The organism is Streptomyces sp. NPDC004065 (assembly GCF_044903565.1).
Lineage (GTDB): Bacteria > Actinomycetota > Actinomycetes > Streptomycetales > Streptomycetaceae > Streptomyces.
The window spans coordinates 40,827-58,966 of sequence record NZ_JBJDQT010000002.1 but is presented as its reverse complement, the minus strand read 5'-3'; the positions used below and the strand labels follow the sequence as shown (position 1 = coordinate 58,966).

13 protein-coding genes and 1 pseudogene are annotated in these 18,140 nt (G+C 75.8%); 6 read left to right on the top strand and 8 right to left on the bottom strand.

Going from position 1 to position 18,140, the window contains the following annotated elements:
• Positions 1 to 110 precede the first annotated feature (110 nt).
• Positions 111 to 1,214: pseudogene (locus ACI2LW_RS04165) on the top strand (glycosyltransferase 87 family protein); the annotation flags it as partial.
• 496 nt (positions 1,215 to 1,710) lie between these two features.
• Here the strand turns inward: ACI2LW_RS04165 and ACI2LW_RS04160 are convergent.
• Both ACI2LW_RS04160 and ACI2LW_RS04155 read right to left on the bottom strand, forming a co-directional pair.
• Positions 1,711 to 2,124: a Zn-ribbon domain-containing OB-fold protein gene (locus tag ACI2LW_RS04160; protein ID WP_404729578.1), complete on the bottom strand. Its 414-nt coding sequence runs from the start codon at positions 2,122 to 2,124 to the stop codon at positions 1,711 to 1,713.
• 139 nt (positions 2,125 to 2,263) lie between these two features.
• The gene (locus ACI2LW_RS04155; RefSeq protein WP_404729577.1) at positions 2,264 to 3,079 is read right to left on the bottom strand and encodes a TetR family transcriptional regulator; all 816 of its coding nucleotides are present in this window, start codon (positions 3,077 to 3,079) and stop codon (positions 2,264 to 2,266) included.
• Between the two features lie 133 nt (positions 3,080 to 3,212).
• On the opposite strand from ACI2LW_RS04155, the gene ACI2LW_RS04150 reads away from it, so the two are divergent.
• Entirely contained in the window at positions 3,213 to 4,046 is an 834-nt protein-coding gene (locus tag ACI2LW_RS04150) for a hypothetical protein (RefSeq protein WP_404729576.1), read from the top strand.
• A 98-nt stretch (positions 4,047 to 4,144) separates the two neighbouring features.
• A complete protein-coding gene (locus tag ACI2LW_RS04145) occupies positions 4,145 to 4,954 on the top strand; it encodes a peptidoglycan-binding protein (RefSeq protein ID WP_404729575.1) in 810 nt (269 codons plus the stop codon).
• 132 nt (positions 4,955 to 5,086) lie between these two features.
• On the opposite strand, the gene ACI2LW_RS04140 is transcribed toward ACI2LW_RS04145, so the two are convergent.
• The 3 genes from ACI2LW_RS04140 to ACI2LW_RS04130 form a co-directional block, all read right to left on the bottom strand.
• Complete coding sequence (locus ACI2LW_RS04140; RefSeq protein WP_404729574.1) at positions 5,087 to 8,041, bottom strand: SpoIIE family protein phosphatase; 2,955 nt, start codon at positions 8,039 to 8,041, stop codon at positions 5,087 to 5,089.
• A gap of 218 nt (positions 8,042 to 8,259) precedes the next feature.
• Positions 8,260 to 8,649: a hypothetical protein gene (locus ACI2LW_RS04135; protein WP_404729573.1), complete on the bottom strand. Its 390-nt coding sequence runs from the start codon at positions 8,647 to 8,649 to the stop codon at positions 8,260 to 8,262.
• Positions 8,650 to 9,051: 402 nt separating this feature from the next.
• A complete protein-coding gene (locus ACI2LW_RS04130) occupies positions 9,052 to 9,975 on the bottom strand; it encodes a MurR/RpiR family transcriptional regulator (RefSeq protein WP_404729572.1) in 924 nt (307 codons plus the stop codon).
• A gap of 203 nt (positions 9,976 to 10,178) precedes the next feature.
• On the opposite strand from ACI2LW_RS04130, the gene ACI2LW_RS04125 reads away from it, so the two are divergent.
• Complete coding sequence (locus ACI2LW_RS04125; RefSeq protein WP_404729571.1) at positions 10,179 to 10,577, top strand: DUF3662 domain-containing protein; 399 nt, start codon at positions 10,179 to 10,181, stop codon at positions 10,575 to 10,577.
• Positions 10,578 to 10,674: 97 nt separating this feature from the next.
• Here the strand turns inward: ACI2LW_RS04125 and ACI2LW_RS04120 are convergent, their stop codons facing one another.
• Together ACI2LW_RS04120 and ACI2LW_RS04115 are read right to left on the bottom strand one after the other, a co-directional pair.
• On the bottom strand, positions 10,675 to 12,453 hold the full coding sequence (locus tag ACI2LW_RS04120; RefSeq protein ID WP_404729570.1) for an ArnT family glycosyltransferase: 1,779 nt from the start codon (positions 12,451 to 12,453) through the stop codon (positions 10,675 to 10,677).
• 73 nt (positions 12,454 to 12,526) lie between these two features.
• Complete coding sequence (locus ACI2LW_RS04115) at positions 12,527 to 13,435, bottom strand: nucleoside triphosphate hydrolase (RefSeq protein WP_404729569.1); 909 nt, start codon at positions 13,433 to 13,435, stop codon at positions 12,527 to 12,529.
• A 135-nt stretch (positions 13,436 to 13,570) separates the two neighbouring features.
• Between ACI2LW_RS04115 and ACI2LW_RS04110 the strand changes: the two genes are divergently transcribed.
• Together ACI2LW_RS04110 and ACI2LW_RS04105 are read left to right on the top strand one after the other, a co-directional pair.
• Positions 13,571 to 14,332 (top strand): HAD family hydrolase, encoded by a 762-nt coding sequence (locus ACI2LW_RS04110; protein ID WP_404729568.1) that lies wholly within the window; start codon positions 13,571 to 13,573, stop codon positions 14,330 to 14,332.
• A complete protein-coding gene (locus ACI2LW_RS04105; RefSeq protein ID WP_404729567.1) occupies positions 14,329 to 16,671 on the top strand; it encodes a glycoside hydrolase family 65 protein in 2,343 nt (780 codons plus the stop codon). The genes ACI2LW_RS04110 and ACI2LW_RS04105 overlap by 4 nt, the downstream gene beginning before the upstream one ends.
• Before the next feature lie 922 nt (positions 16,672 to 17,593).
• Here ACI2LW_RS04105 and ACI2LW_RS04100 read toward each other — a convergent pair.
• Positions 17,594 to 17,977, bottom strand: a complete 384-nt coding sequence (locus ACI2LW_RS04100; protein WP_404729566.1) for a BlaI/MecI/CopY family transcriptional regulator — start codon at positions 17,975 to 17,977, stop codon at positions 17,594 to 17,596.
• Between the last annotated feature and the right edge of the window lie 163 nt (positions 17,978 to 18,140).

Sequence of the window (18,140 nt, the reverse complement as noted above, 5' to 3'; positions counted from 1 at the left end):
CCGCGTGATCCACCGGACGGGCCCCCGACCGCCCGCGGCCGTGCCGCCGGCGGGCGTTCGGGACGCCGCCCGGGCCGCCCGGCCGCCTTCGCGCGCCGCGGGCGGGACCGGTGCCGTCGTACGCGCCGTGCACATGCACGCTGCGCCGGTTACGAGTGCCGCCGTACGGGCCGTATGCGCCGTGCGCGCTCTTCCTGCCGTACGCGCCGCGCGCGCCGTGGCCGTCGTACGGGGTCCCGGCCCCTGCGCGCCGTGGGTGCGGCGGGCGTCCACGGGGCGGTGACGGGGCTGGTGCGGTGAAGCGGACGCGGGCCCGGGGCAGGGCCGTCGGGCGGTGGCTCGGCGCCCGCGCCGGGCGGTGCCTGGCCGTCTCGGTGGCGCTGCACACCCTGGCCGTCCTCACCCACCCCACCGGCCCGCTGGATCTGCGCGTCTACCACGAGGCCGCGCCGCGCCTGCTCAGCGGCGGCCTGTACGACTACGCCCTGCACACCGGCCCGCCGATCCCCCTGCTGCCGTTCACCTACCCGCCCTTCGCCGCCCTGGTGTTCCTGCCGCTGTCCCGCCTTCCCTGGGCCGTGGCGGTCGTGCTCTGGCAGGTGCTGTCGGTGGGCGCCCTGCTGGTCGTCGCCATGTGCGCGGTCCGGCTGCTGCGGCCCCGGCCCGCCGGCGGGGTCCGGGCGCCGGCCCTGCTCTGGACGGCCGCCGGACTGTGGCTGGAACCGGTGCGGCACACCCTCGACCAGGGCCAGGTGAACCTGCTGCTGGGCGCACTGGTCCTGGCGGGTCTGACCGTGCCGCGCGCGCCGGCGGTCCGCGGCGCGGCCGTGGGTCTGGCCGCCGCGGTGAAACTCACCCCGGCCGTCGGCGGGTTGTATCTGCTGGCCACCCGTCAGTGGCGGGCCGCCGGCCTTGCGGCCGTGGCCGGGGGCGCGGCCACGGCCCTGGCGTGGTGCCTGGCGCCGCATGAGTCGGCCCGCTACTGGACGGCGCTCGTGACGGACACGCGCCGCGTCGGCCCCGTGTGGTCGGTGCGCAACCAGTCGCTGCGCGGAGCGCTCGCCCGGCTGCTGGGCCCGGACAACCCCGTCTGCACGGTCTGGTGGGTGGTGGCGTGCGTGCTGGTGACCGTGACGGCGGCCCGCGTCCTGCTCGCCGCCGCCCGGCGCGGCGACGGGCTCGGAGCCCTCGTGGCCGCCCAGTTGCTCGGGCTGCTGGTGTGCCCCGTCTCCTGGAGCCACCACTGGGTCTGGTGCCTGCCCGCCATGATCCGGCTGGCCCACGGCCCCCTGCCGCGCCGCCTGCTGGGCCGCGTGCTGGGCCGGGCCGCGCTCGCCGCCTGGGCCCTGGCGGCCGGTGCGCGCCTGGTGCCGCTGCTGATCCGCGCGGAGGACCGCCTGGCGCCGGCAGACCCCGGCGGGTACCCCGCCCCGCTCGCCTGGCCCGGCTGCGTCTACGCCCTCTGCGCGGTCCTCACCCTGTGCGCCCTGGCCCCCGCCGCGGGAACCGCGCCGGGGGAGGGGCGCAGGGGCCGGGGGAGACCGGAGGAAGGGGAGGACGACCTGGAGTCCGCCGGGAAGTGCGGGAAGGGCGGGAAGGGCGGGCAGCTCGGAGAGGGCCCGGACGGGCGTCCGGACGGGCGTCCGGGAGGGCGTCCCGCAGCCGGCTCGCGCGGGCGCGCCGGCCTGGGCTCCGGCGAGGGCACGGACCTCAGGTCCAGGCCCGGTACGGCTCGTCGAGCAGCTGGAAGACCGGCTCGCCCCGCACCGGGTCCTTGGCCGTCGACAGGCGTACCCGGTCGCCGCTGTGGATGCCGATGGGCGGTCCCATGACCCGGCCGCGCACGATGAACCCCTCGCTCAGCTCCACCAGCGAGACATTCCGCGCGGCGGGCGTGTTGCGGTGCACCACCGTGGAGTGGCGGACCGTGCCGGTGCCCTCGCTGCGCTCGGTCCGCAGCTCGCTGCCCCGGCAGACCGGACACAGCACCCGGTGGTACATGGCCGTGCCGCACCAGGCGCAGCGCTGGTAGTACAGCGCCTCCGGGTCGCGGGCCTCGGGCTCGAGCAGACCGGTCGCGGAGCCTGCTGCCGATTGAGCGGCGTTTCCTGAGTGGTGGTACACGCTGGTCAACTCCCTGCGCTCGGCCGGAAATCGCACGTGCGCGGGGCCATCCGCGCACGCCTGTGCGCGGCTTGCCGTGCCACCGTGCACGACCAGAGAGTATGGCACTGAGTGTCAGACGTAAAGGCACTGCGTACCCTCAATTTCCGGGGGGCCGTTCCGTTCCGAGCGCCGTCTCGACCTCCCGCACCACCTGCCACAGCGGTGTCCCGCGGCGCGCCACGACCACCACCACGTCCTCCTCCGGGCCCGCCGGCCGGCGCGGGGCGGGCTTCGCCGGGGCCTCGCCGAAGGCGGCCCGCACCTGGCCGAGCGCGTGGTCGACGGCCGCGCGCGGATCGCCCTCGCCGTCCGAACGCAGCCAGGAGCGCAGGGCGTTGTTGTGCGCGGCGACCACGGCGGCGGCGATGACGTCGGCCCTCAGGGTCCCGTCGGGCCGCCCGGCGAACCGGCCGCGCAGGTACTGGGCCAGGGCCCGCTCGTAGCGCCACACCACCGACAGCTCGTAGGCCCGCAGTCCGGGGACCTGCTTGGTGAGCCGGTAGCGCTGGACCGAGAACGCCGGGTTCTCCGCGTACATGAGCAGCACCATCCGGGCGGCGTCACAGGCCCGGCGCACCGGATCGGCGCCTCCGTCGGGCGCGGCGAGGAAGGCCGTCATGTCGGCCAGGCACCGCTCGTGGTCGGGGAAGACCACGTCCTCCTTGGAGGGGAAGTAGCGGAAGAACGACCTGCGTCCGACCCCGGCGAGCGCCACGATGTCGTCGACGGTGGTCTGTTCGTAGCCCCGCTCCAGGAACAGCCGGAAGGCGGCCGCCACCAGGGCGTCCCTCATGGGCGGCTTCCCGGCCGCGACAGGTGTCTCCGGCGCCGCCCTCGTGCCGTGCGCCGTCCGCGCGCCCTGCGCTGCCCGGTCCTTCTCGCCGCGACGGGGTGCCGCGCTGCTGGAGCTCATGGACGGGAACGTAGCATCCGGACGGGACAGGATGGCACTCAGTGCACTTCAGGAGGGAACTGAGTGCGCACATCGGACCCCCGGGGTTCCCGAAGTAACCTTTCTCCGCCGCCCTCGCACCCAGGAGCCCCGTATGCCGCCCGCACGTCCCCGCATCCTCTACGTCACCGACCTGGCGTACCCGGCACGCGGCCGGCGCTACTGCGACGAGGACATCCGGCTCACCGCCCGCCTGCGCGAGGACTTCGACCTGGCCCTGTGCCACCCGCGCGACGCCGCCGCGCTGATGGACGCCTTCGACGCGGTCGTCGTCCGCAACAGCGGCCCGGTGCTGGAGTACCGGGAGGCCTACGACGACTTCAGGGCCCGGGCGCTCGCGCGCGGCACCCGCGTCTACAACCCCCTCACCGGCCGCGCCGACATGGCCGGCAAGCAGTACCTCCTCGACCTGACCGCCGCCGGCCTCCCCGTCATCCCCACCGTCGACCGGCCCGAGGACCTGCACCGCCTGCCCCGGGCCGCACGCTACGTGGTCAAGCCGAAGCTCGGCGCCGACTCCATCGGACTGCGCGTCGTCCCCGCCGAGCGGCTGCCCGGGCTCGCCGACGGCACCGTCCTGGTCCAGCCGCACATCGACTTCGCCTACGAGGTGTCCTTCTACTTCGTCGACCACGACTTCCAGTACGCCCTGCACGCCCCCGACCCCGAGCGGCGCTGGGAGCTGCGGCCGTACGCACCCTCCCGCGCGGACCTGGAGTTCGCCCGGCGCTTCATCGACTGGAACACGCTCGGCCACGGCATCCAGCGGGTCGACGCCTGCCGTGCCCCCGGCGGCGAGCTGCTGCTGGTGGAGCTGGAGGACCTCAACCCGTACCTCTCCCTGGACGCCCTCGACGACGACCGCCGGGACGCCTTCGTCGCCGCCGTGAAGTCCTCCCTGCGCCGCTTCCTCGACGCCGTGCACTGACCGTGGCCTGCGCGGACGGCGGCCCGTGAACCGACCCGGCGGCGGACACGTATCCCTCCCCGGGGATGGGGCCGTTGCAGGGACGGAAGGAGTGCAGTGTGTCGACACCGCCCGGACGCGGACAGCCCCACGGCGGGCCGCCCCTCGAGCCGGTCCGCGTCATACGGGCCAGACGGACCGACGCCCTCGCCGAACTGATGCGGGAGTTCGAGCGCGACACCCGCGGACCGGGCGGCGGGGCGACCGCCGGCCCGTCGGCCACCGGAACCGGATCCTGGGCCGGGCCGGCACCCGCGTCCGCCGGGGCGGGGGAGGGCGAGGAGGCGGCCACACAGCGGATGCCGCCCGTGCCGCCGCCCCCGCCACCGGGGCCGCCCCGGCCCTCCGCACGCGGACGGGAGCCCGCGCCCGCCGCGCACCGCCGCGGGGTGCGCCGGGCCGCCGTCGCGGTCGCCGTCGCCGCGGCGGCCACGGCCGGCTTCGCCTGCGCCCTGCTGCTGCCCGGCCGGGGCGAGGCCGGCACGGCGGCCGCGGCGGTCCCGCACCCTTCCACGAGCACGAGCACGAGCACGGGCACGGGCACCTCCAGCGCACCCCCTCCCGCCGGCGCCCCCGCCGCCACCGTCCCACCACCCCCGGCCGGCGCCACCGCCGCCACGGACCCCGACGGACCCGGCACCCTCCGCGAGGGCGACAGCGGCCCGGAGGTCGCCGAACTCCAGCAACGCCTGCTGCGCGTCCCGGACGTCTACCGCGACGGCTCCACCGGCGGCCGGTACGACGCGGCGCTCAAGGCGGCGGTGGCGCGCTTCCAGCTCTGGTACGGCATCAGCGGCGACGAGACCGGCGTCTACGGCGACGACACCCGCCGCTCCCTGGAGGCCCGCACGACGGTGGAGGGAGGCTGACGGCGGGCGAGGCGGCCCCGGACCCCGGCCCGCGGCGCGGCCGCCCGAACCCCGGTCCCCGGTCTTCGGCCCGCGACCGGTGAACGGGCCGCCCGGCCAGGACCAGCCGCCCGGCCAGGACGGGGTGCGTGCCTAGGACGGGTCGTGCGGAACCCGGACGTCCAGCACGCACACGTCGTCGCGCCGGTCGCCCTCCAGTACGGCGGACAGCAGCGGGGTGAGGGAACCCGCCGCGTCGGTGCCGTGGGCGGCGGCGGCCGCGGCGAGCCGGTCCAGACCCCGTTCGATGATCTCGCCGGGCCGCTCGACCAGGCCGTCGGTGTACAGCAGCAGCCGGTCTCCGGGCTCCAGCCGGACCTGCCCCTCCTCGTACACCGGCGCCCTCGCGGCGCCCAGCAGCACACCGTGCGGGCGCTCCAGGTAGCGGGGCTCGCCCCGGCGCAGCAGCAGGGGCGGCGGATGGCCCGCCTGCGCCCACACGAGCAGGTGCTCGGCCCGCTTGTAGCGCGCCAGCACCATGGTGGCGGTCCGGTGGTTCTCGCCGGAGTGCAGCAGCAGCGTGTTCAGCCGGGACAGCGCGCCGGTCAGCGACGAACCCGTGATGATCATGCCCTTCGCCGTGAAGCGGAGCTGGGCCATCGTGGCCACCGCGTCGATGCCGTGCCCCGCGACGTCGCCCACCACGAACAGGGCGTCGCCGTCGGCGAGTTCTATCGCGCTGAACCAGTCGCCGCCGACGTTGATCCCTACCTGCGCCGGCAGGTAGGCGAGGTCGACCCGCAGTCCCGCCAGGCGCACCGCCCGGCGCGGCAGCGGCAGCAGCGCGTGCTGCAGCCGCCCCGCCAGCATCCGTTCCGCCCGCAGGACGCCGTGCTGCGCCAGCATCGCCCGCTCGCTCTCCACCAGGGCCAGCTCGGCGCTGCGCTGCGCGGTCAGGTCCTGCACGAACCCGAGGATCTCCGCCGGGCTGCCCCGACGGTCCGCCACGGTCTCGGCGACCAGCCGCAGATGCCGCGTCCCGGCCCCGGTCCTGACCCGGAACGGCACGTCGAACGGCTTGCCCTCGGTGACCAGTTCCCGCGCGGCCTCGGCCAGCGCGGGCGCGTCCTCGGGGACGGCCAGGTCCGCCAGCTCCTCCAGCCGCAGCGGTCCGTGCGCCGGGTCGCGGTCGAGCAGCGCGTAGACGTGGGAGGACCAGGCCGCCTCCCGGGTGCGCAGGTTCCAGGTGGCCCAGCCCAGGCGGCCGAGGCGCTGCAGGTCCGCCAGACGCTGTTCCTGCCGGTCCGAGGAGTCCTGCCGCAGCCAGGTCACGACCAGGCAGTCGCCCATCCGGGCCGCGCGCACGGAGTAGGTGGACAGCTCCCGGCCGCCGGACGAGAGCTCCTGCTGCGCGTACGGTTCGCTCTCGTACGGCTCTCCGGTCGTGAGCGTGCGCAGCCAGCCCTGCCACACGGGCTCCTCCGCGACGGCCGGCCAGCACTCGAGGACCCGCAGCCCGACCAGTTCACGCCCGCTGCGGCCGACCACGTCGACGGTGGCCGCGGTGGCGGCGTCGACACGGTAGTCCTCCACCTGTCCGGAGGGAGAGCGCAGCGGGGTGAGCAGCGTGGTCGCGCCCGGCATCGCCGCGAACAGCGCGTGCACCCGTTCGTCGTCGGCGCCGCCTTCGAACCGCTCGCCGCGGGCCAGGAAGGCCCGCATCCGGCCCGCGCACAGCCGGGCGACGGCCTGCAGCAGTTCCCGCTCGCGCGGGGTGAACGCGCCCCGCCGCTCGCGCAGTACGCCGATGGCCACGTCCGCCGAGCCGCCGCTCAGCACGGGCAGCCAGGCCCGTGACGGCCACCGCCCGGTGGCGTCCCCGATCAGCAGGTAGCGCTTGCTGTCCGACTCGTGATGCTCCAGCCACAGCGCCTGCCCGCTGCCGAGCACGTCCAGTGCGGCGACCCCGCTGAGCGGCGGCACGTGCCGCCACTGCGCGGCGAGCGTGTCGCCGACGCCCGAGTGGCCCATCAGGGCCATGCCGCCTGCCGGCAGCCGCCGGTACACCATCACCGCGGCGGCCCCGACGGGCCCGGCGAGGTGCTCGTGCAGACACCGCGCGAGGTCGTCCGGCGTACCCACCCGCGCGAGTCCAAGCCCGATCACGGCGAGCACGGCCGACTCGTCCTCCTCCTCGAGGAGGGCGGCTGTGACCGCCCAGGCGCGGCCCTCGTCCGCCGCGGCCCCGGTTCCGGCCCCGGCGCCGGCGTCCGCCCGACCGCCGGGGCCCGTCCCGGTCCCGGCGCCCTCGGCCCCCGTGCCGGCGCCCCTGGCGTCGGCAGGGGTGGCGCTCCCGGTCCCGGCGGCGGACCCGACGCCCGCGCTTCCGGTCCCTTCGGCGGGGGCTCCGGTCCGGGCGGCGGTGCTTGTGACGTCGGCGGGGGTCGCGGTCCCGTCCTCGGCCACGGGCACGGTCCCGGCACCGGCGCCGGTCCTGCCTTCGGCGGCGACTGCTTCGGCCGCGGTTCCCTTACCGGCGGCGGTCCCGGACTCGGCCCTGCGGGCGGTCCCGGCGGTCCCGGTGGCGTCACCGGCGGGCTTGTCGTCCCGGTCCGCGCCGGCCCCGGGCCCCGCGTCGGCGGACGGACCGGACCCGGTGGACGGACCGGACCCGGCGGCGGGTCTCCCGCCTCCCGTGCCGGACGCGCCCTCTCCGCCGGCCGTGCCGGTGGCGGTGCGGTGCGAGCGGGCGGGGGAACCGTCGCCGGCCTCGGCGCCGGGCGCGGGGCTGCCTGTCGTGGCGCCGGGCGCGGGGCTGTCCGCCGTGGGGCCGGGCGAGGGCACCAGGGTGCCGAGGGTGATCCAGCACTCCTCCATCAGGCTGTGGCCGGCGTTCCTCGCCCGCTGGAGCAGCATCTCGTGCGCGGCCTCGGGGGAGCAGCCGGTCAGTGCCATCAGCACGCCCTTGGCGCGCTCGATCACGGCCGAGGCGGCGGCCAGGTCCTGCAGCCGGTCCATCTCGGCGCGCTGCCTGGCCACCACCTTGGCCAGCGCCGCTACATCGGGGACGGCGCCGGGCTCCCCGGGAAGGGCGGGCTCGCTCGTCACGCCACGAGCATTGCACATCCGGCCCGCTTCGATCACGGGCGTGCCTGCGCGAATCCCGTGGACCACCGGTTCCGAGGCCCGGTCACGTCCGCGGCCGGGCTCCCGGACCCCCGCCAGGGAGCCCGGGCGGTCCCCGCCCAGGAGCCCGACCGCGGTGCCCGGGCGGTCCCCGCCCGCGGTCGCCGCGCCGGACCCTGCGACCGTCCGTCCGCGGCGCCTCAGCGGCCGGTGTGGCTGCCGTGCCGCTCCACCAGGGCCTCGGTCACGGCCCGGACGCTGCGGGCGATGTGCTGCAACTGGAGCAGCTCGGCGGCGTACAGCTTGATCGTGTGCTCGATGACCGACTCGGGCATCCCGAGCCGGGGCAGGTCGGCGCGCGCGGTCTGCAGCGCCGTACGGGCCACCCGGATCTCCTGCTGCACCTGGATCTGCGCGTGCCGGGCGAGCAGCACGGGGTGCCGGATCAGCACCGGGTAGCTGCCGTAGCGCGCCGGCACCAGCTCGCGCAGCCACTTGGCCGCCGAGCGCTCCCAGTCGTAGCTGCCCGGCGTCTTGACCTGGCAGGGCCAGTCCGGGCTGATGCGCGTGGTCGTCAGGTGCATGATCATCGCTTCCGGGTGTGCGGCGTCGTGAGGGGTGGTCCGACGAGGGTGGGGTGGCCCCGGCCTAGGGGATGACCGGGGCCACCGCGGGCGATCGCGCAGGCGATGCCCGCTCGAACACCCCGTGTGCCGACGTGGGTAGGAGACGGCGGCGCGGCGTGTCCGTGCAGGAGCCCGGGAGACCGGCGGCACCCGTGCGGGAGGCGGTGCGCACTGCACATGGCGGCCGTCGGCTTTCTCGGGCGTCGCGGATGGTGAGGGCTGGGCTGCGGAACGTGCCTGGAGTGGGCCGGGCCGCGATCCGTGAGCAGTATTTATATATGCCGTCTGCTTTGCAAGACGTATGAAAACATTCATGCCTGCTTTGAACGGCATCCTCCCGCTGAGCGCCGGGGCCGCTCCCGGTCGTCAGTCGCGCAGGAAGAACTGGTGCTGGTCGGCGATCTGCTCGTACTCCTCCAGCCGGGCCTGGGTGCGCTCGGGGTCGGCGTCCGTCATGGCCTGGAGCAGGGCCGCGCACATCACGCCGGACGCCGCGTAGGAGTCGAACACCAGCCGGGAGCCGGTGCCGGTGGTGAACACGACGTCGGCCTCGTCGGCCACCGGGCCGAGCGCGAGGTCGGTGATCAGCGCGACCTTCAGCCCGGCGCTGCGGGCGACCCGGACCGCGGTCAGGGTCTCGTGCGCGTGCCGGGGCATGGAGAAGGCCAGCACCCAGGTGCCGCCGGCCTCCCGGGACTGCAGCAGCGCGTCGTAGGCGACGCTGCCGCCGTGGGTGACCAGCCGTACGTCGGGATGGATGCGCCGGGCCGCGTAGGCGAAGTACTCGGCGAGCGAGACCGAGATGCGCAGGCCCAGCACGGTCAGCGGGGCCGACCGCGACAGCTCGCGGCCGACGGCGATCACCGCGTCCGGGTCGGCGAAGTCGCGGCGCAGGTTCTCCAGGTTCTCGATCTCGGCGTCCACGGCCGCCTGGAGTTCGTTGGCCCGGTCCTCCTCGGCCGCCCCGGGGCCGGTCGCGAGCGTCCGCAGCGCGATGGACTGCAGCTTCTCCCGCAGCGCGGGGTAGCCGCTGAACCCGACCGCCGCGGCGAACCGCGTCACCGAGGGCTGGCTCACACCGGCCCGGTCGGCGAGCTCCGTGATCGACAGGAAGGCCGCCTCGGCGATGTTCTCGATCAGGTACTGCGCGATGCGGCGCTGCCCGGGGGAGAGGTGGGGGCCGTCGAAGAGCGCTCGCAGCTGCGACGCCGGGGCGGCCTCGGCCTCCGGAGCCGTCTTCCCCGAGGTGATCGCGGACGCACTCGCGCGAGCCTGCTGCGGCGATGGCACGGAGCCGCCTCCTTTGTCTCCCACAGAGGTTCAACATAGCTCACTCACCGTTGTGACCAGGGCTTGTACGAACGCATCCGGCCGCGCACCGCGGGAGAAACGGGCACCGGCACGGATAGCCGCGCCGAGCGCGGGCACCCGCTTCACCAGCCCCCCATGAGCCCAGCAGACGACGACCGACGTATCGGCAGGTGAAACCGGACATGAGCGCACTCAGCGCCCTCGAACAGGCTCTGGAGAACCGGTGGGAGGCGCTGTGGGCGCGGATCGCCGGCAAGGGACCGGTCGAACTCCTCGACGCCCTGCGCCGCGAGTGCGACGCGAACGCCGTCGTGTGCAGCGGGCGGCGGGTCATGGTGCCCAACGCCTACGACGTCGAACTCGACGCCTCCGTGCACGACGGACTGGGGCGCCACCGCAACCGGGTGGGCCAGGTGCTCACCGACAGCCTGGCCCGGCACGCCGAGCGCCACGGCTACGAGTGGGCCGGACCGCTGACGGTGCACGTCGCCCGCGCCCGCCGGGTGCCCAACGGCCGCTACCGCGTGGCCAGTCGGGTCATGCCCCACGTCAGCGCCGAGGCGTTCCGGCGCCCGGCCTGAACGGTCCGCCCCCTGGCCGCCGGCCCTCGACCCTCGACCCTCGACCCCCGGCCGTCCCCGACCCCGACCACGGCCCGTCCCCGGCCCGCGCCGCCGTTCACCGCCGGTAGATCGTGATCGAGTGACCGACCTCGTCCACCGCGCGGCTGGAGGCGATCAGGGCGGCCAGCCGCCCGGTGGCCTTGGCCACGGACGAGTCCGACACCACGAGCAGTCCGCGCACCCGTCGCGGGGGCACCGTGCGCGGGTCGGCGGCGCGGATGCCGTAGTACGACGGCACACCGCTGCCCTTGTAGACGAGCCAGACCCGCTCCCGCGGATACCGGGTGCGCAGCCGCTCGGCCAGCCGGCCCAGGTCCTGCCCCCAGTCGACGTTGGAGTCGTGCAGCCACAGATGCGTGCGGGCCGGCCCGCCGAACGCCTCGTTGGAGTACGGCAGATAGTACGGATACGTGCGCAGCGAGCTGACCGCCACGAAGGCCACCAGCGCCGCCGCCACCGCGAGCACCCACCGGGTACGGCGGACGGCGGGCAGGGCGGCGGGCACGGCGGCGGCCACGACGGCGAGGAACATCGGCAGGAACAGCGCGTAGCGGGTGCCGAAGTCGCGCGAGGAGTGCATCGCCGCGGCCAGCAGCACCGCCGGCGGCAGCAGCAGGTACGGCGCCGCCGGCCGCAGCCGCCGCACCGCGAGCAGGAAGGCGGCGCCCGCACCCCACAGGACCAGCATGCCGAGCGGGGTCTTCACCAGCAGCGCGGCCGGCAGGTAGTACCAGCGCGCCCCGGTGTAGACGTGACCGAACAGGAAGCCCTGCCAGGGGTAGTTCTCGAAGCCGAACTGGACCCGCATGCCGTCGCGGTACGCCTCGGGGAACGGCATCAGCGCGACCAGCGCCCCGCGCAGCCCGTGCACCGCCGGCACCGGCTGCGCCGGCGTCCACCGCAGCCGCGGGTCGACCACCAGATAGGCCGCCCAGACCACCGCGACCGCGACCGCCGCCGTCACGGCGGCCCACCCGGCGCCCGCGGCCAGGGCGCGCAGCCGGGCGGCCCGGCCGCGCGGACGGCGGCCCGTCCACACCGACAGCACGGCCAGCGGCAGCAGCACCGCCACCGCCGGCAGCGCGTTCATCTTGGTCGCCAGGGCCGCGCCGAGCGCCGCGCCGGCCAGGGGGACGTACCACCGGGGCCGCCGGCGCGCCCGCCACAGCAGCCACGCCGAGGTGAGCACGAAACCCGCCGCCGGCACGTCCAGCGTGGCGAGGGAGCCGTGCGCGATCAGGTCCGGCGAGAAGGTGTACAGGGCCAGCGCGGTGAGCGCGCCCAGCCGGCCGGCCGGCTCCCGGGCGAAGGCGAACACCACCAGCCCGAACAGCAGCGTGACCGCGACGACCGGCAGCCGGGCCCACAGCATCAGCCGCCAGGGGTCGTTGCCCGACTCGTACAGCAGATGCCGTCCGAGCCGGCCCTGGTCGCCGTGGAACGACGGGTCGAAGCGCGGATCGGCGACCGCGACCCCGGCGGCGATCAGCAGCTTGCCCAGCGGCGGGTGCTCCGGGTTGTAGGCCAGGCTGTGCTGGTGCAGGTAGACGGCCGCCGTGCCCACGTACACCGGCTCGTCGATGGTGGGGGTCTGCCGGGCCGCCGCGGTGACCATCGCGAAGGCCATCTGCGCCAGCAGCAGCACCGCCGCCAGCGGTACCAGCCACCGCCGGTGCCGGTGCAGCGGACCGCGCGGGCGGCGCGGGCGCGCGGTGGCGCCTCCGGCGCGCGGCGGCTCGTGCGCCGCCCCCGCGTCCCCTTCCCCACCGGTCTCGCGGGCCGGGCCGGCGGCGGGCCCGGGAGCCACGGCCGTGTGCTGATCCTGCGCCATCATCCGCCTCGCGGCACGCGTCGTACCGGCAGACCCTCTGCCGTACCCACCCGTACGGCCCGCGACCGGCCGGAGTTCACCCCGGGCCGCCCCCGACTTCACCGCCGCCGGCCGCTCCCGGGTCGCAGCCCGGGCCGGCCCCGTCGTCCGCGCCGGGTCCGGACGGCACGACGTGCGCCGGTACGACGTGCGCGGGTACGACGTGGGCCGGCACGACGAGGTCCGCGCGGTCCCGGGTGGCCGCCACCAGGTCCGCGTTGCGCTGGTCGCTGCGCCGGACCCAGGCGACCGCCTCCTCGTGCGTCTTGCCGAACTGCTCGTGGCGCGCGACGAGACGGCGCACGCGTTCCGCCTCGTCCAGTTCGCAGAACCACACCTCGTCCAGCTCGGCGCGCACCCGCGCCCAGGCGCCGGTGTCCAGCAGCAGGTAGTTGCCCTCCGTCACCACCAGCCGGACCGAGGGGGGCACGGGGATCGCGCCCGCGAGCGGCTGCTCCAGCACGCGCTCGAACCCGGGCGCGTACACCGTCACGCCCTTCCCGCCCCCGCCCGCCGTCACGCCCTTCCCGCCCCCGCCCGCCGTCACGCCCTTCCCGCCCCCGCCCGCCGTCACGCCCTTCCCGCCCCCGCCGGCCGTCCCGCCGCGCCCGTCGCCCGCCGGGCCGGCCGTGTCCCCGGACCGCCCGCCGTACTCCTCGCGCAGCCGGCGCAGCAGGGCCGCGTACCCGGCCGCGTCGAAGGTGTCCGGGGCGCCCTTGCGGTCGCGGCGGCCCAGCCGTTCGAGTTCGGCGTCGGCGAGGTGGAAGCCGTCCATCGGGACGTGCGCGACCCAGGGTTCGCCCGTGCCGTTCAGCGCCCGCACCAGATGCTCGGCGAGCGTCGACTTGCCCGCGCCGGGGCTGCCCGCGATGCCGAGGATCGCGCGGTGTCCCTCGCGGGGCAGGGCCCGGGCCCGTCGCAGCAGTTCGTCCAAGGTCGGCGGCACACCGGACAGTGTGTCACCCGGCGGCGGCGCGTCCCGACGTACCGTGGGCATCTGCCGGCCGCCGAACGGGTCGCCACGTGCCCGATGTGGCGCTCCCCACCCTCTCGACGCCGCGACGCGGGGAAAGGTTCCTGTATGACGGAGCTCGGTCTGCCCGAACACATCAGGGTCTGCCTCTTCGACCTCGACGGGGTGGTGACCCGGACGGCGGTGGTGCACGCGGCTGCCTGGAAGGAGACGTTCGACGCGTTCCTGCGGGAGCGGGAGGGCCCGGACTTCCGGCCCTTCGACGCCGTCGCCGACTACGACGAGTACGTCGACGGACGCCCCCGCGCCGACGGCGTGCGCACCTTCCTCGCCTCCCGCGGCATCCACCTGCCCGAGGGAGAGCCCGACGACCCGCCGGACGCCCCGACCGTCAACGGTGTCGGCAACCGCAAGAACGAGCTGCTGCTGCGGAAGATCCGCACCGAGGGCGTGGAGCCGTACGAGGGCACCCTGCGCTACATCGAGGCGGTCCGGGCGGCCGGCCTGCGCACCGCGATCGTCTCCTCCAGCGCCAACACCCTGGACGTGCTGCGCTCGATCGACGCCGAACGGCTCTTCGACGTGCGCATCGACGGGGTGGTCGCCCGGGAGCGCGGACTGCCCGGCAAGCCGCACCCCGACACGTTCCTGGCCGCCGCCCACGACCTGGGCGTCGACGCCAAGCAGGCCGCGGTCTTCGAGGACGCGCTGGCGGGCATGGACGCGGGCCGCGCCGGCGGCTTCGGATACGTCGTCGGCGTGGACCGCGTCGGCCAGCGCGACGCGCTGTACGCGCACGGCGCCGACGTGGTGGTCGAGGACCTGGCCGACCTGCTGGACGGACCCTGCGCGAAGGGAGGGGACGCGTGATCACCCACCGTTCGTACGCGGTCGAGCCGTGGACCGTGCGCGAGACCGAGCTCAGCCTGGACGTCCTGGCGCAGAGCGAGTCCGTCTTCGCGCTGTCCAACGGCCACGTCGGCTGGCGCGGCAACCTCGACGAGGGCGAGCCGCACGGTCTGCCGGGCTCCTATCTCAACGGGGTGTACGAGGTGCACCCGCTGCCCTACGCGGAGGCCGGCTACGGCTATCCGGAGTCCGGCCAGACGGTCATCGACATCACCAACGGCAAGGTGCTGCGCCTCCTCGTCGACGACGAGCCGTTCGACCTGCGCTACGGCCGGCTCGTCTCCCACGAGCGCGTCCTCGACCTGCGCCGGGGCGTGATGGAGCGGACCTGCGAGTGGATCTCCCCGGCCGGCACGCGGGTCCGGGTGCGCTCCACCCGGCTGGTCTCCCTCACCCAGCGGTCCATCGCGGCGGTGGCCTACGAGGTGGAGGCGGTCGGCGGCCCGGCGCGGGTGGTCGTCCAGTCGGAGCTGGTCGCCAACGAGCAGCTGCCGGAGTCCGACGGCGACCCGCGGGCGGCCAGGGCGCTGCAGGCGCCGCTGGAGCCGGAGGAGGACTTCGCCTCCGGCAGCAGACTGCGGCTGGTGCACCGCACCCGGCACAGCGGGCTGCGCGTGGCCGTGGCCGCCGACCACGTCGTCTCCGGCCCCGAGAGCACCACGACCGACAGCGAGAGCCATCCGGACCTGGCCCGGCTGACGGTGGCCGCGGTCCTGGAGCCGGGGCAGAAGCTGCGGTTGGAGAAGTCCGTCGCCCACGGCTGGTCCGGCGCCCGGTCCCGGCCGGCCATGAGCGACCAGGTGGACGCCGCCCTGGCGGCCGCCGCGCACGGCGGCTGGGCCAACCTGGTCGAGGAGCAGCGGGCGTTCCTCGACGACTTCTGGGCGCGCGCGGACGTGGAGGTGGACGGCGACGAGGAGATCCAGCAGGCCGTCCGCTTCGCCCTCTTCCACGTGCTGCAGGCCGGTGCCCGCGCCGAGGAGCGGGCCATCCCGGCCAAGGGGCTGACCGGTTCGGGCTACGACGGGCACGCCTTCTGGGACACCGAGATGTTCGTGCTGCCGGTGCTGACCTACACCTCGCCGGACGCGGTGGCCGAGGCGCTGCGCTGGCGGCAGAACACGCTGCCCGCCGCCCGCGAGCGCGCCGCCCAGCTGGGCCTGCGCGGCGCGGCGTTCCCCTGGCGGACCATCGAGGGCGAGGAGGGCTCGGCGTACTGGCCGGCCGGCACCGCCGCCTTCCACGTCAACGCGGACATCGCGCACGCGGTGGTGCGTTACGTCGCGGCGACCGGCGACGAGGACTTCGAACGGGACACCGCGCTGGAACTGCTGGTGGAGACCGCCCGGCTGTGGCGTTCGCTCGGCCATCACGACCACCACGGGACCTTCCACATCGACGGCGTGACCGGGCCCGACGAGTACAGTGCGATCGCCGACGACAACACGTACACCAACCTGATGGCGCGGGCGAACCTGCTGGCCGCCGCCGACGCGGTCGAGCGCTGGCCGAAGGAGGCCGAGCGGCTCGGCGCGGACGACGAGGAGAGCGCCACCTGGCGGGACGCCGCCGAGGCCATGAACATCCCGTACAACGGCGAGCTGGGCGTGCACGAGCAGCACGCGGGGTTCACCCGCTACCAGCGCTGGGACTTCGCCGCCACCCGCGCCGACCAGTACCCGCTGCTGCTGCACTTCCCCTACTTCGACCTGTACCGCAAGCAGGTGGTCAAGCAGGCCGACCTGGTGCTCGCGATGTACACCTGCGGCAGCGAGTTCGACGAGCCGCACGTCGCCCGCAACTTCGCGTACTACGAGCCGCTGACGGTGCGCGACTCCTCGCTGTCGGCGTGCGTGCAGGCCGTCATCGCCGCGCAGACGGGCCATCTGCGGCTCGCCTACGACTACGCGGCCGAGGCGGCCCTGATGGATCTGGAGGACCTGGAGCACAACACCCGCGACGGCCTGCACATCGCCTCGCTGGCCGGCACCTGGCTGGCGCTGGTGGCCGGCTTCGGCGGCACGCGCCGGGTGGGCGACCGGCTGGAGTTCTCGCCCCGGCTGCCGGAGAAGTTCAGCCGGCTGGCCTTCACGCTCCAGTTCCGCGGCCGCCGGCTGCGGGTGGAGATCGACCAGCAGAGCGCCACGTACACGCTGCTGGCCGGTACGCGGCTGACGATCCGTCACCACGGCGAGACGTTCACCGTCCACCCCGGCGCTCCCGCGACCGGCCCGGTGCCGCCCCCGAAGCACCTGCCACCCCCGGAACAGCCCCCGCACCGCAAACCGAACAGCCGCTGACCCCCACCGTCCGCGCACCCGCACGACGGACCGCCCCGCGATGCGACCGCCCCGCGTCCGGCAGGCCCGCCGTCCCGCCGTCCGGCTGTCCCGCCGTCCGGCTGTCTCGCCGTGCGGCTGTCCCGGCGTGCGGTTGTCCGGGCGTGCGGTTGTCCAGGCGTGCGGTTGTCCGGGCGTGCGGTTGTCCGGGCGTGCGGCCGTCCCGCGTCCGGCAGGCCGGTCGTCCGGCCCTGCGGCCGTCCGGCCGTTCCGTCGTGCGGCAGGCCGGCCGTGCGGCCGACCCGCCCTCCGGGCGTCCCGTGCTCCGGGGGCCCGCCGTCGCGCCGTGCGGCCGTCCCGGCGGCTCGCTGTCCCGCTGGACGCCCGCGCTCGGGGCAGGGCTGGGCCCTCTGGGCGCGCCCGGGCGGGCCGGGCAGGGGTGCGCCGGACCGCCGCTGACCCGGGCCGTGTGCGGGCCGGGCACCCGGCCGTCCCGGCGTCGGGCCGTTCCGCCGTGCGGCTGGCCCGCCCTCGGCCCGTCCCGTGCTCCGGCGGGCCCGCCATCGCGCCGTGCGGCCGTCCCGGCGGCCTTCCGTCCCGCCGGAAGCCCGCGCCCGGGGAACGGCTGCGCCCTCCGGGCGCGGCCGGGCGGCCGGGTACAGGGTGCGCCCCGCTGCGACCCGGGCTGCGCCGTGACACCTGGACGTCCGGCGGCGACCGGGTGGCGCTGCGGCACCGAGGTGCCGGGACGCCCGGCGGCGGGGACGCGGACGTGATGCCGGACGCGGCGAGGAGCGGCGCCATGGTGCCCAGTCCGTCCGGGTGGCGGCGCCGTGGTGTCGGGACGCCCGGCGGTGGAGGCGGGGCCGGGCAGTCCCGTGCGCGCCCGGCGGCGGAGGGGGCGGAGACGTGATGCCGGACGCGGCGGGTGCGGACGCGGTGGTCAGGCCGGGTCGCCGGTGAGCAGTGCGCGCAGGGCGCGCTCCTCCTCGGGGCTCAGCCCGGTCACGAACTGCTGCAGCGCCGCGATCGGGTCGGGCCCGCGGTCCAGGGCCTCGTGCATCGCCTCGGCGGTCACCTGGGCCGCGTTCTTCGCGGGCCGGTACGCACCGCGCCGCCCGTCGACCTCGCGCAGCACCAGGCCCTTGTCGTAGAGCCGCTTGAGGATGGTGTGCACGGTGTTGTACGCCAGATCGCCGCTTATCCCCGCCTGGATGTCGGCCGGCGTCAGCGGCTGCTCGGTGGCCCACAGCGCCGCGAGGACCTCGCTCTCCAGCTCCCCGGAGCTGCGCCGTTCCGCCCTGCCATGAGGCCCTCCACCAGCCATGCCCTCAACCTTACAGCGCGTAGTAGAAGTCAGGCGTTCGGCCGTATCGCACCCGGCGAGCGCCTCCGGAGCGGGCTACTTTGTCCCTGGTTCCCCGGTTCGCCCGGTGCCCGACGTCCTGCCCGGCTCCCGTGCCGATCCCGCACCTTGCGGCGCAAGAGAC

Coding starts and splice junctions, on each gene's coding strand:
- ACI2LW_RS04155 (WP_404729577.1), bottom strand. CDS start 3,079: ATGAGCTCCAGCAGCGCGGCACCCCGTCGCGGCGAGAAGGACCGGGCA.
- ACI2LW_RS04150 (WP_404729576.1), top strand. CDS start 3,213: ATGCCGCCCGCACGTCCCCGCATCCTCTACGTCACCGACCTGGCGTAC.
- ACI2LW_RS04135 (WP_404729573.1), bottom strand. CDS start 8,649: ATGATCATGCACCTGACGACCACGCGCATCAGCCCGGACTGGCCCTGC.
- ACI2LW_RS04125 (WP_404729571.1), top strand. CDS start 10,179: ATGAGCGCACTCAGCGCCCTCGAACAGGCTCTGGAGAACCGGTGGGAG.
- ACI2LW_RS04120 (WP_404729570.1), bottom strand. CDS start 12,453: ATGATGGCGCAGGATCAGCACACGGCCGTGGCTCCCGGGCCCGCCGCC.
- ACI2LW_RS04110 (WP_404729568.1), top strand. CDS start 13,571: ATGACGGAGCTCGGTCTGCCCGAACACATCAGGGTCTGCCTCTTCGAC.
- ACI2LW_RS04100 (WP_404729566.1), bottom strand. CDS start 17,977: ATGGCTGGTGGAGGGCCTCATGGCAGGGCGGAACGGCGCAGCTCCGGG.